Source organism: Lentzea sp. NPDC059081 (assembly GCF_042738015.1).
In the GTDB taxonomy this organism is placed as follows: domain Bacteria; phylum Actinomycetota; class Actinomycetes; order Mycobacteriales; family Pseudonocardiaceae; genus Lentzea.
Map to the genome: position 1 here is coordinate 601,209 of NZ_JBHYGW010000002.1, position 13,468 is coordinate 614,676.

A 13,468-nucleotide genomic window follows, 5' to 3' on the forward strand; every position below is an offset into this window, starting at 1 on the left:
CACCCACAAGTGTGACGGTTGCCGCGTTCGCCGTTGACCATAACCCTATATGGGGGTACATATGGGGTTATGCCTAAAGTCAACGTGTACCTGCCCGATGACCTGGCCGAAACGGTCAAGGAGCTCAACCTTCCGGTTTCCGCGATTTGTCAGCGCGCGTTGGAGGTTTCGGTCAAGCGGCTCGCCGCCGTGCGAGGCCTCACCGTCGCCGACCTGGACGGTGAGAAGGGTGCCCAGCTCACGCAGCGCCTACGCACCGTGCTGAGACTTGCCGCCGAGTCACCCGTCGTGACCACCGCCGAGCTGGCGCGGGCGATGGTCGACGAGGGCGGCAACCTGGCGCTGGACGTCCTGCGGGCGATCGACGTCGACCCGCGGGCGGTGCGCTTCGACCCGTCGTCGATCGAGGGGTCCGGGTTCGCTCCGGACGCGGTGAACGCGCTGGAGCTGGCGGTCGTGGAGGCGATCGCCCTGGGACACAACTACGTGGGCTGCGAGCACCTGCTGCTCGGGCTCGTGGCCGAACCGGACGGCGAGGGCGGCGAGCTGCTGCGCTCGCTCGGCGCGGACCTCAAGGGCACGCGGCGGGCGGTGCAGACCGCGCTCGCCGGCATCATCCACCTGCAGAAGCAGCAGACCTCGGCGCCGGACCCGGCGAAGGTGCTGCAGATGATCATGTCCCGGCTGGACCGGCTGGAGAAGCAGGCCGGTATCGGCTGACGAGCTCCGCGCCGATGGTGGCGAGGTGCTCCGCGACCTCGGGCGACTCGACGGTGACCAGGCCGCCCCACCCGGCGACGTTGCGGGCGATGTCGAGCGGACGGGGCGCGGTCAGCTCGACCCTGGTGTGGTCGCCGACCTCCTCGACGACCGTGCAGTGGCGGCCGTGCTGGTGCCGGAAGACGTCCAGGAAGCGCGTGGGGACCAGGACCGTCGCCGACGTGGCGGACCGTCGTCGCTCGACGGCGGTGACGACCTCGTCCCACGCGCCCGCGAGCTCGAAGCCGGGCGGCCGCGCGGAGGGGGTGCCGGTGAGGACCGCGCCGTGGATCCGGTCGAGTCGGAACGTGCGCTGCCCGTCGGGTGTGCCCGCGATGAAGTACCAGGTGCCGTCCTTGTCGACGACTCCCCACGGGTCGACGACGCGTCCCTCGGGTGCCTGGCCCCGTTTCTGGTAGGTCAGCCGGACCTTGATCTGCTTCACCACGGCCGTCTGCAGCGTGGTGACCAGGCCGGGTCGTTCCCTGGTGTCCTCGCCCCACGCGGCGGTGTCGATGATCGTCGCCTCCGCGGCGGCCTCGGCGTCGGCGCGGAAGGTCTGCGGCAGCGCGCGTACGAGCTTCCTCAGTGCTGACTTGATCTGCGGCGCCACGGACGCCGCCGGACCGGCGATGAGGAACAACGCCTGGGCTTCCGCTGACGTGAGCCCACTGAGGTCCGTGCGCGCGCCGCCGACCAACGACCAACCGCCGCCACGGCCGGGTTGGGGGTACACGGGCACGCCCGCCGCGGAGAGCGCCTCCAGGTCCCGACGGGCCGTGGCGCTGGAGACCTCCAGCTGTTCGGCCAGCTCAGCGGCGGTGATCCGGCCGCGCGACTGCATCAGCAACAGCGTGGCCACGAGTCGGTCTGCGCGCATGTCCCCAGGTTTCCGCCGAAAGTGCTCACTGGATGAGCACTTTACGGCCGAAGCTCCACCCATACCCACCAAGTGTTTTCTGGAGGCAGTCGTGTTGCGAGGAATGTCGACCGTGTCGTACTTCGCGGATGACGTGGCGCAGGCCCGTGCCTGGTACGCGTCGTTCCTGGGGATCGACGCGTACTTCGAGCGGAGCACCCCGGACGGCCTGCTCGCGTACGTCGAGTTCCGGATCGGCGACTACCAGGCCGAGCTGGGGATCGTGCACCGCGCGTTCGAGGTGACGCCGTCGGCGGGGCCGGCGGGGGAGATCGTCTACTGGGCGGTCGACGACCTGGAGGCGGTGCTGGCGAGGCTGGCGGAGCTCGGCGCGCGGGTGCACGACGCACCGAGGGTGCGCGGGGAGGGGTTCGTGACGGCGTCGGTCGTCGACCCGTTCGGCAACATCCTCGGCGTCATGACGAACGTCCACTACCTGTCGGTCCTGGGGTCGGCTGCGGAGGCCGTCCGCGAGCAGGCAGGGGAGCCGGCCGCGGCGAAGATTGCCCGCTGAACCTCGCCGTTGCCGCTTATCCTGCACAGATGCAGCTCGCCATCACCGGACACCGCGGTCTCTCCTCCGACCTGGAGGCGCGGGTCGACCGCATGATCCGGGACGCCGTCGCGGCCAACGGCGACGTCGTGGGGGTGTCGTGCCTGGCGGACGGCGCGGACGCGGTGTTCGCGCAGGCCGTGCTGGACGCGGGCGGGTCGCTCGTGGCCGTGCTGCCCGCGTCGCGGTACCGCGAGACGTTGCCGGAGGAGTACCGGCCCGTCTACGACCGGCTGCTGGCGCGGGCGGGCAAGGTCGTGCAGCTGCCGTTCGTCACGCCCGACCCGCACGCGTACATGGAGGCGGGCAAGCGGATGATCGACGAGTCCGACTCGCTGCTCGCCGTGTGGGACGGGCAGCCCGGCCGTGGTCCGGGTGGTACGGCCGACGTGGTCGCCTACGCGCGGTCGCGGGGTGTGCCGGTCACCGTCCTGTGGCCCGAAGGCGCGATCCGCTGAGCACACGCCACAAGACCGCCGGTGCGAGCAGTTTCACCGGACGGTCGGCCATCTGCGTGACGCGGACGTACGCGCGGTAGACGCGTGTGCTGCCCGGGATGGCCTGGGTGAGGCGGCGCGCGTACCACTGCCGCAACCGGGTGCGCAGCGGCGGCTTCCTGTCGCCCCAGCCGAGGTCGGCGGTCGTCACCTCCTTCCAGGCGACCTGGACCGTCCTGGCGACCGCGCGCTGGAACAGCAGCGGTTCCTTCGCCAGGTCGTGGCCCTGCAACAGGTGGTGCAGCTCGGCGCAGTGCAGCGCGGCGAGCGTCATGCCGTGGCCGTGGACGGGGTTGAGCGAGGCCACGGCGTCGCCGAGCGCGAGCAACCCGCGCGGCCAGTCCTGGACCTGGTGGTAGCGGTTCCAGCGGCTGCGCAGCGTGCCGGAGCGGTGGATCGCCGACGCCGGGCTCGCGGTCTTGACGATCTCGGCGATGTCCTGGCACTGCAGGGTCGCGGCGTACTCGGCGAACCCGTCCTCGTCGTCCGGCGCAGCGTCGCCGTCCGCGCCGGACAGCGAGACGAACCAGTGGCGTCCGTCCACTTCGGACACCGTGCCGCCGCGCCGCGTCCGGGGAGCCTGGGTGAGCTCGCGGGCGGTCTTCCAGTCGAGCTCCAGGTCCTCGGTGAGGTGGTAGAGCCGCGACGTGCAGGTGGTGTGGCCGTTGACGATCATCGGTGCGGGGCAGTGCACGCCCTGCTCGGCGAGCCACGGCACGAGCTTGCTGCCGTGCCCGGACGCGTCGACCACGAGGTCGGCGTAGTCGGTGAACGGGCGGTCGTCGCGGGTGCCGTGCACGCCGGTGACCGTGCCGCGGTCGTGGAGCAGGCCCTCCACCGCGACACCGTCCACGATGGACACGTTCGGGAGCTTCAGCACCCGCCTCCTGATGGTCCGCTCGATCGTCACCCGCGTCGCCGAGAGCACGCTGAGACCGAGGTGGTCGCGCGGGGCCCAGCCGGTGGGGAAGCGGACCAGGTGGTCGCTGCCGACGTCCGCGCGGACCGCGCCCGCGTCCACGAGCTCGTCGCCGAACCGGGGGAAGAGCGCGCTCAGCACCTCGGCCCCGCGCGCGTGCAGAGCGTGCGGGTGGTGCGCCTGGGGCACGCCGGAGCGGTACCGGGTGTCCGCGGCGAGCCGGTCCCGTTCCACCACGACGACGTCGCCGTACGACTCGGACAGCACCCTGGCCGCCAGCAGACCCGCGAAGCCGGCGCCGATGACCAGGGCGCGGTCGGAGTACATGGCGGCCATGCTGACACGGCGGGGCGTCTCGGACGATCCGCCGAAAGTCCTTTCCACCGACAGCTCACCGACAAAATCCGCGCGCCGGACCGCGCGGCGGGCCTAGGATCCACGTCTACGACTGCACGGGGGACTGCTGGTGAAGACTGTGGAACTGCCCGACGGCGCCGTGATCACCGGTCGCGGGCTGCGGGACGGCAAGCTCGTGGAACCGCACCCGGACTACGGCGTCTACCTGCAGCCGAAGGCCGTCGACGTGCCGTGGCCGCACGACTGGATCGACTGGCCGGACTTCCGCCTGCCGCGCGACCACGACGCCGCCATCCGCCTGATCCGCGCGCTGCACGCCCGCGCGTTGTCCGGCGAACGCGTCGAGGTGGCGTGCAGCGGCGGCATCGGGCGCACCGGCACCGTGGTCTCGTGCCTGGCCGTTCTCGCCGGCGTGCCCGCGGCCGAGGCCGTCGCGTGGACGCGCGCGAACTACCACCCGCGCGCCGTCGAGACGCCGTGGCAGAAGCGCTGGGTCCGGAACTTCCCGGCGGTCTAGACCGCCGTGCGCCGGTGCACCAGGTCGACCACCTCGGGCGGCACGGAGTCGCCGGCCTCCAGCAGCCGCGGCAGCAGGTCGGCCTCCGTCAGCACGGCGCGGAAGAACAGCTCCACCGTGACGTCGTGCTCCGGCCGGTGCACCACCGCGATCTCGTCGCCCGCCGCGACCAGCCCCGCCTCCAGCACGCGGAGGTAGGCGCCGGGCCGCGCGACCTCCGTGAACCGCTTCACCCAGCCCTGCCGGCCGAGGAAGCCCGCGAACGTCCGGCACGGGATGCGCGGCGCCGTGACCTCCAGCAGCGCGGTGCCGACCCGCCACCGTTCGCCGATGCGGGCGTGCGTCTGGTCGATGCCGCGCGTGGTGAGGTTCTCGCCGAACTGGCCGTTGCGCAGGTCCGCGCCGAGCTCCGCCTGCCACCAGTCGAGGTCTTCGCGCGCGTAGGCGTACACGGCCTGGTAGTCGCCGCCGTGGTTCGCCTTGTCGGCGATGGCGTCCCCCACGACACCACTACCGATGACGCCACTGCTCGAGACGCCACTGCTCTTCGCGCCGGGCGCGCGGACCTCGAGCGGACCGTCGACCGGGCGCTTGTCGATGCCGGTGGCGCCCTCCCGGGCGTAGTCGACCGGGACCGTCCGCTGGGCGATGTTCAACGAGAGCACGACAGCCATGAGCGCGAGGCTATTGGCCGACGGCCTTCGCGGCGATCGAATTGACGTAATCCTGGTAGAGCCCGACCTTGTGCGTGATCAGCTCCATGCACTCCTGCAACTGCTCCATCTGCCGCGCGACGCGTTCCTGGTGCTCCTTGAGGATCGCCAGGCGCTGCAGCTCGTTGCCGTCCCCCTGCCGGACCAGTTCGGTGTAACGGCGGATCTCCGGCACCGGCATCCCGGACATGCGCAGCATGATGCACATGCGCAACCAGTCGATGTCCTGCTGCGTGTACACCCTGCGGCCGCCCGGTCCTCTGTGGACCTGGTGGGCGAGGATGCCTTCCTTCTCGTAGAACCGCAGCGCGTGCACGCTCAGCCCGGTGCGTTCGGCGACCTGTCCGATGCTCAACTGCATGGTTCCGAGCATAGGTGTCCCACGCCGCCGGAACCGGGCGCGCCGAACCCGCCAGCGCCGAACCCGCCAGCGCCGAACGCGGCTGCGGCGGACCTGCCCGCACCGATCCTGCCTGCGCTGAACCTGCCCGCGCCCAACCCGTCTCCCGCGCCAGGCCTTCCCAGCCCCGCCGCCTTCCCCGCACCCCCGCTGCCCGCACCGCCGCTGCCCGCAACCGGCGCACCCCCGCAGCCGTCGGCACCCCCGCTGCCCGCACCCCCGCAGCCGGCGCCCCCGCAGCCGGCGCCCCCGCAGCCGGCGCCCCCCGCCGTCGGCACCCCCGCGGTCCACCCTCCACCCGCGGCGCTTGACCTAGAGTGCCCTCTAGTTCCTAGGTTTGCCGCATGAACATGCGCTATCGCGTACTCGGGGGAACCGGCATCGAGGTCAGCCACCACTGCCTCGGCGCCATGATGTTCGGCTCGGTGGCCAACAACGACCGCGAAGAAGGCGTGCGGATCATCCACCGCGCCCTCGACGCGGGCATCAACTTCGTCGACACCGCCGACATGTACTCGGCGGGCGACTCCGAAGAGATCGTCGGCAAGGCTTTGCAGGGCAGGCGCGACGACGTCGTGCTGGCCACCAAGGTGCACTTCCCGCTGGGGGAGGGGCGCAACCGCAGCGGCAACTCGCGGCGCTACGTCGTGCGGGCGGTCGAGGACAGCCTGCGCCGGCTCGACACCGACTGGATCGACGTCTACCAGGTGCACCGGCCGGACTACACCACCGACGTCGAGGAGACGTTGTCGGTGCTCACCGACCTGGTGCGGGAGGGGAAGATCCGGGCGTTCGGCTGCTCGACGTTCCCGGCGTCGGAGATCGTCGAGGCGCACCACGTCGCGCTGAACCGCGGGCTGATGCGGTTCCGCACGGAGCAGCCGCCGTACTCGATGCTGGCGCGCGGCATCGAGCGGACGGTGCTGCCGACCTGTCAGCGGCTCGGCATGGGTGTGCTCGTGTGGAGTCCGCTGGCCAGCGGGTTCCTGTCGGGCAAGCACCGCAGGGGCGCGGCGCACGAGGCGTTCCGGGCGACGCTGTCGCCGGAGCGGTTCGACGAGTCGTTGCCGGGCAACGCGGCCAAGTTCGAGGCCGTGGAGCAGTTCGCGAAGCTCGCCGACGAGATGGGGGTGACGCTGCCCGCGCTCGCCATCGCGTTCGCGACGACGCACCCCGCGGTCACGTCGGCGATCACCGGGCCGCGCACGATGGAGCAGCTGGAGTCGTTGCTGGAAGGCGCTTCCCTGGTGCTGACCGACGACGTGCTGGACCGGATCGACGAGATCGTCCCGCCCGGCACCGACACCTACGACGTGCACGGCGCCTGGAAGCCCGCGGCACTGGTGGACGTCCACCAGCGCCGCAGGCCTCTCGACCAGCGCTAGCGACTACCAGGCCTGGGTGCTCAGACCCGTGCCGAGGTAGATCTGGTCATACCCGTTGCCGTCGTTGTCGTCGGTGTAGACGACGGTGACGCGGCCCCACGGGTCGACGCCCACGGCGGGTTCGTCCTGCCTGCCGGTCGCGGTCGAAACCGTGAGCTGCCGTTCAGGACGGCCCGTCGTGGTGCCGTCGGGGTTGTAGACCTGGGTGTGGACGTCCTGCGACTCCGTCGTGGTCACCGCGACGCCGAGCTGGTCGTCGATGCCGATCTGCGGGTCGGCGCCGGTGGTCGCGGCGACGGCACCGCGCGGCGCCCCGGCCGGGGTGAACGACTGCGAGCGGACCCCGGACTGCTCCCAGGCGATGGCGAAGTCGCCGTTGAAGTTGGCGGCCACGGCGGGACGTTTTCCCTGTCCCGTCGTGGTTTGCGCCAGCGCGACGCCACCGGCCGCGGTGACGATCTTGCGGGCGACGTTCCCGTCCGCCTCCCAGACCACGACCGCGTTGCCGGCGGCGCTCATCGCCACCCGCGGCTTGGCGTGGGTGCCGCCGGAGTTGTTGACCTGGGCCTCGTAGGACTTGGAACTGATCGACGCGAACATGCCCACCCGCACGGTCGGCGCCGCCGTGCCCTGCTGGTCCTCCCACGTGACGGCGAAGCCGCCCGAGTCGGGATCCGCCGCCACGCTGGGGAAGTACTGCTGGCCGTCGGCGCTCGCGTTGGCCGTGCCGGAACCGGAGACGGTGCCGGACGCGCTGATGGAGCGGACGGCGATGTTGTAGTAGCCGTTGCCGTCGGGGTCCTCCGACCAGACGACGACCGCGGTGCCGTTCTCGTGCAGCGCGACGTCCGGCTGCCAGTGGCGCCAGTTGCCCGTGCCGCCGGTCGAGAGCTTCTTCTCGTAGACCGACGCCCCCTCCTTGTAGAGGCGGATCCAGACGTCGGAGTGGATCGGGTCGGCGGGGTCGGTGGTGTCGCGGTCGTCCTCCCACACGACGGCCGTGTAGCCGTTGCGGGTGGCCGAGACGGCCGCGTTGTCCTGGTCGCCGGTCGAGTCGCTGTTGACCGTGGACCACGTCATGGGGGCGGGTGCCAGCAGGAGGCTCGCGATCAGCAGTGTCTTCACGGCGCCTGCAATCCGGGGTTGGTGGACTCGATGACGTAGCTGCCGACAGTCTTCACCGGGTAGTCGCGCACGCTGACCTTGTCGACGGCGCGGAAGTCGACCCGCATCTCGGTCGACGTGGTCTGCGTCTTCACGTAGCCGCGCAGGTTCTTGAAGTACTTCACGTGCGGGTTCAGCGTCGGGTTGAGGCTGTTGTCGGCCGCGTTGCCGTCACCGCCGGACGTGACCGACGTCGTGACGAGCTCGGTGCCGATGATCCGGTTCTGGGTGCTGTAGTTCTGCATCAGGTTCGCGGCCCAGCTGCGGTGCACGTCGCCGGTCAGCACGACGGTGCCCTTGTTGCCGTTGGTGTCCCACGCGTTCTGGATGCGGGCGCGGTTGGCGGTGTAGCCGTCCCACGCGTCCATGCTCTTCGACCCGTCGGAGGCGGCGAGGCGTTGCGCGAAGAACACCTGCTGGCCGAGGAGGTCCCACGTGCCGAGCTTCTGCCGCAGTCCGTCGATCAGCCACGACTCCTGCGAGCTGCCGGTGAGCGTGCGGGCCGTGGCATCGGCGTCGGGGCAGACCTTCGTGCCGTCGCCGCACGCCTGGTCGTCGCGGTACTGGCGGGTGTCGAGCATGTGGAACGTGGCGAGGCTGCCCCAGCGGACCCTGCGGTGCAGCAGCATGTTCTCGGCGCTCGGGGCCTGCGCGCTGCGCAGCGGCATGTGCTCGTAGTAGGCCTTGTACGCGGCCGCGCGGCGGGCCTTGAAGTCGCCGGTGGGGGTGCTGTCGTTGCGGACCAGGTTGGCGTAGTTGTTCTCGACCTCGTGGTCGTCCCACACGACCAGCCACGGCGCGGTGGCGTGCGCGGCCTGCAGGTCGGGGTCGGTCTTGTACTGGGAGTGCCGGACCCGGTAGTTGGCCAGCGTGCTGATCTCGGCCGACGGGGCGAACTGGCGGACCTTCGTGGTGGTCGCGGCGCCCTCGTAGATGTAGTCGCCGAGGTGCAGGATCAGGTCGGGGTGCTCCTCCGCCATCCGGCGGTAGGCGGTGAAGAAACCCTCCTCGTAGTGCGAGCACGAGGCGAAGAGCATGGACAGCGCGGGGGAGGTGCCGACCGCGGGGGCGGTGAGCGCGCGGCCGGCGGGGGAGATGTGGCCACCCGCGCGGAAGCGGTACCAGTACTCGCGGCCCGGTTCGAGGCCGGTGAGGGTGACGTGCACGGAGTGGGCGTTCGCCTGCTGCGTCGTGAAGGTGCCGGTGCGGACGACCGCGGTGAAGCGCTCGTCGGTGGAGACCTGCCACTCGACGGCCGTGTCGGTGTTCGGCATGCCGCCGAGGCCGTCGGCGTTGAGGGGGTTCGGGGCGAGGCGGGTCCAGAGGACGAACCCGTCCGCCGCGGGTTCGCCGGACGCGACACCCAGGGTGAACGGGTAGCCGATGGCGTTCGCGGGTGAGGTGGCCGCCAGCCCGAGGCCGGCTCCGGCGCTCGCTCCCGCGAGGCCGCCCACGATGAACGTACGTCTCCGTAACGTGGTCATGACCAGCAGGCTTACCGAACGCGGGTAAAGGTCCGCCTAACGCTGTGGGGCTTCAAAGTGGTTTCCCACCAAGCAAAAGCCGCGTGGTCGTCGGTGTGGATGTCGAACGCGTCCGCGAGCAGCTCGGCGGCGCACAGCGGGATGCCGGTGTCCTGCACGGCCCGGTACAGCAGGGCGACGTGGTCGCGCGACCACGCTTGCAGGCGCAGGCCGGGTAATCGCTCGGCCGCGCAGCACGGCTGGGCGCACACGACGATGTCGAACCACTCGTCCGCGCGGTCGTTGAACGAGACGGTGACGCCGAACCGGTCCGGGCACAGCGCGGTCACGGTGCTGTGCCGGGTCTCGTAGTGCAGCGCGCAGGGGAGGGCGGCGAGCCGTTTGGCCGCGTGCCGGTCGGGGCCGGAGATCCGCACGGTCTCGTGGTGCGGGCCGTGGTCGAGCACGACGACGTCCCACGCGCTGCGGGTCAGCCGGAGTGCGGTCGCGAGCCCGGAGATGCCGGCGCCGACGACGAGTGCTGTGGCCATGACCAGCCCCTTCCCCTAAGATTGAGGCTAGCGAACTTTCAGAAATTTCTGAAGACAGGGGCGATGTGACGCGCGAGACAGACCGCAGGCAGGCCGCCGAGCACCTGGCGCTCACCCTCGTCGGGGCCGGGATGCAGAGGATGGGGGCGCGGGTGCTCTCGGCGTTCATGTTCGCCGAGCAGGAGTCGATGACGGCGGGTGAGCTCGCCGACGAGCTGGGGGTGAGCGCGGGATCGGTGTCCGGCGCGGTCAAGATGTGCGCGCAGATGGGGCTGGTCGAGCGGATCCACGTCGCGGGCAGCCGCCGTGAGCACTTCCGCGTGCGCGACAACGCCTGGACGACGCTGTACTCGCGTCAGCACTCGGTCGTGGACGACGTGCTGCGCGCCGTCGAGAAGGGCGTCGAGGCGGTGGGGCCCGGCCACGCGCGCAACCGCCTCGAGTACATGCGGGACTTCTACACGTTCCTGATCAGCGAGGCGCCGATGCTGGTGGAGCGGTTCGAGCGGGAGCGGGCTCGGGCCGGGCACCGCGGAGGACCCCGTCCATGATCAGGTCCAGCATCCGCTGAGCCTGCTCCGGGTCGCCGTTCTGCGCGACGCCGACCAGCAGTGCCATCAGGTCCACCGGTTTCGTCCGCGCGCCCAGCGGGGTCAGCAGGACCTCGACCGCCTCGGTCATCTTCGCGCGGCTGTGCTCGAACGGGTTCACACCCAGGGCGATCACGGCCTGCAGCGCTTCCTTGAGGTCGTGCTTCGTGGCCGCGTAGGCGATGAAGCGGTCCATCCACTCCCGCAGCGCGGCTTCCGGGCCGTGCTTCTCGAGCAGCTCGGGCGCCGCGTCGCAGAGCTTCTCCAGCTCCGTGCGGTAGACGGCCTCGATCAACGCCTCGCGGGTGGGGAAGTGCCGGTACAGCGTGCCGATGCCCACGCCGGCCTTCTTCGCGATGGCGCCGAGGGTCACGTCCTTCTCGTGGGTGAACGCGTCGAGCGCCACCTCGATCAGCAGCCCTCGGTTGCGGACCGCGTCTGCACGCACTTCGTCACTCCTATGGGGTACGTCACTTGCTAACCGGAGGCTCCTCCGTTTACGGTGGAACCCGAACCGGAGGCACCTCCGTTTCAGTGTACGACACAGGTTGGGGAAATCAGATGAGCGAGCGCATCACCACCCCGTTCGGCTTCGAGACCACCGCTCTCGAGGTCGTCGAGGGCGTCGACCTGTCCGGCCGTCGCGCCGTGGTCACCGGTGGGGCGTCCGGCATCGGCGTCGAGACCGTGCGGGCCCTGGCCGCCGCGGGCGCCGAGGTCACCATCGCGGCGCGCGACGTCGAGGCGGGGCGCCGGGTCGCCGCCGAGCTGTCCGCCGCCACCGGCAGCGAGAAGATCCTCGTGGCGCCGCTGGAGCTGACGTCGCAGGAGTCCGTGAAGGCCTTCGCGCGGGCCTGGGACGGCCCGCTGCACCTGCTGGTCAACAACGCGGGCGTCATGGCGCCGCCGCTGACCCGCACGCCGGAGGGCTGGGAGCTCCAGTTCGCCACGAACCACTTCGGCCACTTCACGCTGACGCTGGGCCTGTTCGACGCGCTGCGCGCCGAGGGCGCCCGCGTCGTGAACGTCAGCTCGGCCGGCCACCTCTCGAGCCCCGTGGTGTTCGACGACATCCACTACGAGCGCCGCGAGTACGACCGCTGGGCGTCCTACGGCCAGTCCAAGACCGCCAACATCCTGTTCGGCGTGGAGGCCGGCGCCCGCTGGGCGTCCGAGGGCATCACGATGAACGCCCTGATGCCGGGCGGCATCCTCACGGCGCTGCAGCGCCACATCACCCAGGAAGAGCTGGACGAACGGCGCCGGCTGCGCGGCGGCGGCAGGCCGTTGACGTTCAAGACGCCGGAGCAGGGCGCGGCCACCACGCTGGTGCTCGCCGTGTCACCCCTGGTCGAAGGCCGTTCGGGCCTCTACTTCGAAGACTGCAACGAGGCACTCCCGCATGTCGCGGGTGGCACCAGCGGGCTGGCCGCCTACGCGGCCGACCCCGAGGCCGCCGCCCAGCTGTGGAAGGTCTCCGAGGAAACGCTGAAGGTGCAGGCATGATCAACACTGGTTTCGGTTTCGAGACGACCGCCCTGGAAGTGGCACAGGTGGCCGACCTGGCGGGCCGCCGCGCCGTCGTGACGGGCGGAGCGTCCGGCATCGGCGTGGAAACCGTCCGAGCACTCGCCGTGGCGGGCGCCGAGGTCACCATCGCCACCCGCGACATCGACGCGGCCCAGCGCGTGGCGGCCTCCCTGACCAGGTCCACGGGCAACAAGCACATCTCGATCGCCCAGCTCGACCTGGCCGACCAGGCCTCGGTGAAGGCCTTCGCCCGCAACTGGGACGGCCCGCTGCACCTGCTGGTCAACAACGCGGGCGTGATGGCCACCCCGCTGACCCGCACCCCGGAGGGCTGGGAGCTCCAGTTCGCCACCAACCACCTCGGCCACTTCAGCCTGACGCTGGGCCTGTTCAACTCACTGCGAGCCGAGGGTGCCCGCGTGGTGAACGTCAGCTCGTCGGCCCACCTCATGAGCGACATCCACTTCCACGATCTCCACTTCGCCCGCCGCGCCTACGACCGCTGGTCGGCCTACGGCCAGTCCAAGACCGCCAACATCCTGTTCGGCGTGGAGGCCGGCGCCCGCTGGGCGTCCGAGGGCATCACCATGAACGCCCTGATGCCCGGGAGCATCGCCACCGGCTTGCAGCGCCACGTGAGTGCCGGCGAGTTGCAAGAGCGCATCCGGTTGAGCGGGTCCTCCGGGCGTCGGGTGAAGACCGTGGAGCAGGGGGCGGCCACCACTCTGGTCGTGGCCACTTCGCCGTTGCTGGCCGGTGTTTCCGGTCGCTACTTCGAGGACTGCAACGAGGCTGTTCCGGCTTCGCCTGGGTCTCACGTGCGTGGGGTTGCTGCTTACGCGCAGGACCCTGGTGCTGCCGCTCGGTTGTGGGAGGTTTCCGAGCAGACGCTGTGGTCTTTGCGTCCTGCTGCTTAGGTTTTGTTCCTGTTGCGTTGGCGGTTTTGGGGGCGCTGCCCCCCAAGCCCCCGACACTCCCAAAGGAGCCCCTCCGACGCCGCTCGCAGGTAGATGGCACGCCTGTTTGTGTTGGGCGGCTTGCTGTTGGGTGGGTGGTTCCGGTGCGGTGGTGGCTCCCCCGTCCAGCACGACACGAGCGAGCCACACGTGAGGAGGGGTGTCAACTCGACGAAAAGCGTGTCGAGTTGACAC

The 13,468-nt window shown here is 70.7% G+C and carries 16 protein-coding genes; 8 read left to right on the forward strand and 8 right to left on the reverse strand.

All coding sequences use genetic code 11. The annotated features are described in order from the left end of the window. The first annotated feature begins 69 nt into the window (after positions 1-69). Positions 70-720: a Clp protease N-terminal domain-containing protein gene (locus tag ACFWV3_RS07385; RefSeq protein ID WP_382409323.1), complete on the forward strand. Its 651-nt coding sequence runs from the start codon at positions 70-72 to the stop codon at positions 718-720. Here the strand turns inward: ACFWV3_RS07385 and ACFWV3_RS07390 are convergent. Further along, positions 674-1,639 (reverse strand): helix-turn-helix transcriptional regulator, encoded by a 966-nt coding sequence (locus ACFWV3_RS07390; RefSeq protein ID WP_382409325.1) that lies wholly within the window; start codon positions 1,637-1,639, stop codon positions 674-676. The genes ACFWV3_RS07385 and ACFWV3_RS07390 overlap by 47 nt on opposite strands. A gap of 91 nt (positions 1,640-1,730) precedes the next feature. Here ACFWV3_RS07390 and ACFWV3_RS07395 point away from each other — a divergent pair, with 91 nt between their 5' ends. Further along, positions 1,731-2,192 carry a VOC family protein gene (locus tag ACFWV3_RS07395; protein WP_382409327.1) on the forward strand — a complete coding sequence of 154 codons (462 nt, stop codon included), beginning with the start codon at positions 1,731-1,733 and terminating at the stop codon, positions 2,190-2,192. A gap of 29 nt (positions 2,193-2,221) precedes the next feature. After that, on the forward strand, positions 2,222-2,689 hold the full coding sequence (locus ACFWV3_RS07400; RefSeq protein ID WP_382409329.1) for a hypothetical protein: 468 nt from the start codon (positions 2,222-2,224) through the stop codon (positions 2,687-2,689). Here the strand turns inward: ACFWV3_RS07400 and ACFWV3_RS07405 are convergent. After that, on the reverse strand, positions 2,655-3,974 hold the full coding sequence (locus ACFWV3_RS07405; RefSeq protein WP_382409331.1) for an FAD-dependent oxidoreductase: 1,320 nt from the start codon (positions 3,972-3,974) through the stop codon (positions 2,655-2,657). The two genes, ACFWV3_RS07400 and ACFWV3_RS07405, sit on opposite strands and share 35 nt — an antisense overlap. A gap of 139 nt (positions 3,975-4,113) precedes the next feature. Here ACFWV3_RS07405 and ACFWV3_RS07410 point away from each other — a divergent pair, with 139 nt between their 5' ends. After that, on the forward strand, positions 4,114-4,521 hold the full coding sequence (locus ACFWV3_RS07410) for a protein-tyrosine phosphatase family protein (RefSeq protein WP_382409333.1): 408 nt from the start codon (positions 4,114-4,116) through the stop codon (positions 4,519-4,521). Here the strand turns inward: ACFWV3_RS07410 and ACFWV3_RS07415 are convergent. Then, a complete protein-coding gene (locus tag ACFWV3_RS07415; RefSeq protein ID WP_382409335.1) occupies positions 4,518-5,195 on the reverse strand; it encodes an MOSC domain-containing protein in 678 nt (225 codons plus the stop codon). The two genes, ACFWV3_RS07410 and ACFWV3_RS07415, sit on opposite strands and share 4 nt — an antisense overlap. 10 nt (positions 5,196-5,205) lie before the next feature. Continuing rightward, positions 5,206-5,595, reverse strand: a complete 390-nt coding sequence (locus ACFWV3_RS07420) for a MerR family transcriptional regulator (RefSeq protein ID WP_382409337.1) — start codon at positions 5,593-5,595, stop codon at positions 5,206-5,208. Positions 5,596-5,984: 389 nt separating this feature from the next. On the opposite strand from ACFWV3_RS07420, the gene ACFWV3_RS07425 reads away from it, so the two are divergent. Further along, positions 5,985-7,019, forward strand: coding sequence for an aldo/keto reductase (locus ACFWV3_RS07425; protein WP_382409381.1), 1,035 nt, complete (start codon positions 5,985-5,987; stop codon positions 7,017-7,019). A 3-nt stretch (positions 7,020-7,022) separates the two neighbouring features. Here the strand turns inward: ACFWV3_RS07425 and ACFWV3_RS07430 are convergent, their stop codons facing one another. Genes ACFWV3_RS07430 through ACFWV3_RS07440 form a run of 3 tightly spaced genes read right to left on the reverse strand, consistent with a single transcriptional unit; the run spans position 7,023 to position 10,197 of the window. Continuing rightward, positions 7,023-8,144, reverse strand: a complete 1,122-nt coding sequence (locus tag ACFWV3_RS07430) for a hypothetical protein (RefSeq protein WP_382409339.1) — start codon at positions 8,142-8,144, stop codon at positions 7,023-7,025. Then, positions 8,141-9,667, reverse strand: a complete 1,527-nt coding sequence (locus tag ACFWV3_RS07435) for an alkaline phosphatase D family protein (protein ID WP_382409341.1) — start codon at positions 9,665-9,667, stop codon at positions 8,141-8,143. Before ACFWV3_RS07435 ends, ACFWV3_RS07430 begins: the two co-directional genes overlap by 4 nt. An 11-nt stretch (positions 9,668-9,678) precedes the next feature. Further along, positions 9,679-10,197 carry an FAD-dependent oxidoreductase gene (locus ACFWV3_RS07440; protein ID WP_382409343.1) on the reverse strand — a complete coding sequence of 173 codons (519 nt, stop codon included), beginning with the start codon at positions 10,195-10,197 and terminating at the stop codon, positions 9,679-9,681. A 65-nt stretch (positions 10,198-10,262) separates the two neighbouring features. Between ACFWV3_RS07440 and ACFWV3_RS07445 the strand changes: the two genes are divergently transcribed. Then, entirely contained in the window at positions 10,263-10,748 is a 486-nt protein-coding gene (locus ACFWV3_RS07445) for a GbsR/MarR family transcriptional regulator (RefSeq protein WP_382409345.1), read from the forward strand. Here ACFWV3_RS07445 and ACFWV3_RS07450 read toward each other — a convergent pair. Beyond that, positions 10,669-11,235, reverse strand: a complete 567-nt coding sequence (locus ACFWV3_RS07450; protein WP_382409347.1) for a TetR/AcrR family transcriptional regulator — start codon at positions 11,233-11,235, stop codon at positions 10,669-10,671. The two genes, ACFWV3_RS07445 and ACFWV3_RS07450, sit on opposite strands and share 80 nt — an antisense overlap. A 113-nt stretch (positions 11,236-11,348) precedes the next feature. Between ACFWV3_RS07450 and ACFWV3_RS07455 the strand changes: the two genes are divergently transcribed. Together ACFWV3_RS07455 and ACFWV3_RS07460 are read left to right on the forward strand one after the other, a co-directional pair. Further along, on the forward strand, positions 11,349-12,293 hold the full coding sequence (locus ACFWV3_RS07455) for an SDR family NAD(P)-dependent oxidoreductase (protein WP_382409349.1): 945 nt from the start codon (positions 11,349-11,351) through the stop codon (positions 12,291-12,293). Continuing rightward, a complete protein-coding gene (locus ACFWV3_RS07460; RefSeq protein ID WP_382409351.1) occupies positions 12,290-13,234 on the forward strand; it encodes an SDR family NAD(P)-dependent oxidoreductase in 945 nt (314 codons plus the stop codon). Before ACFWV3_RS07455 ends, ACFWV3_RS07460 begins: the two co-directional genes overlap by 4 nt. Positions 13,235-13,468 lie beyond the last annotated feature (234 nt).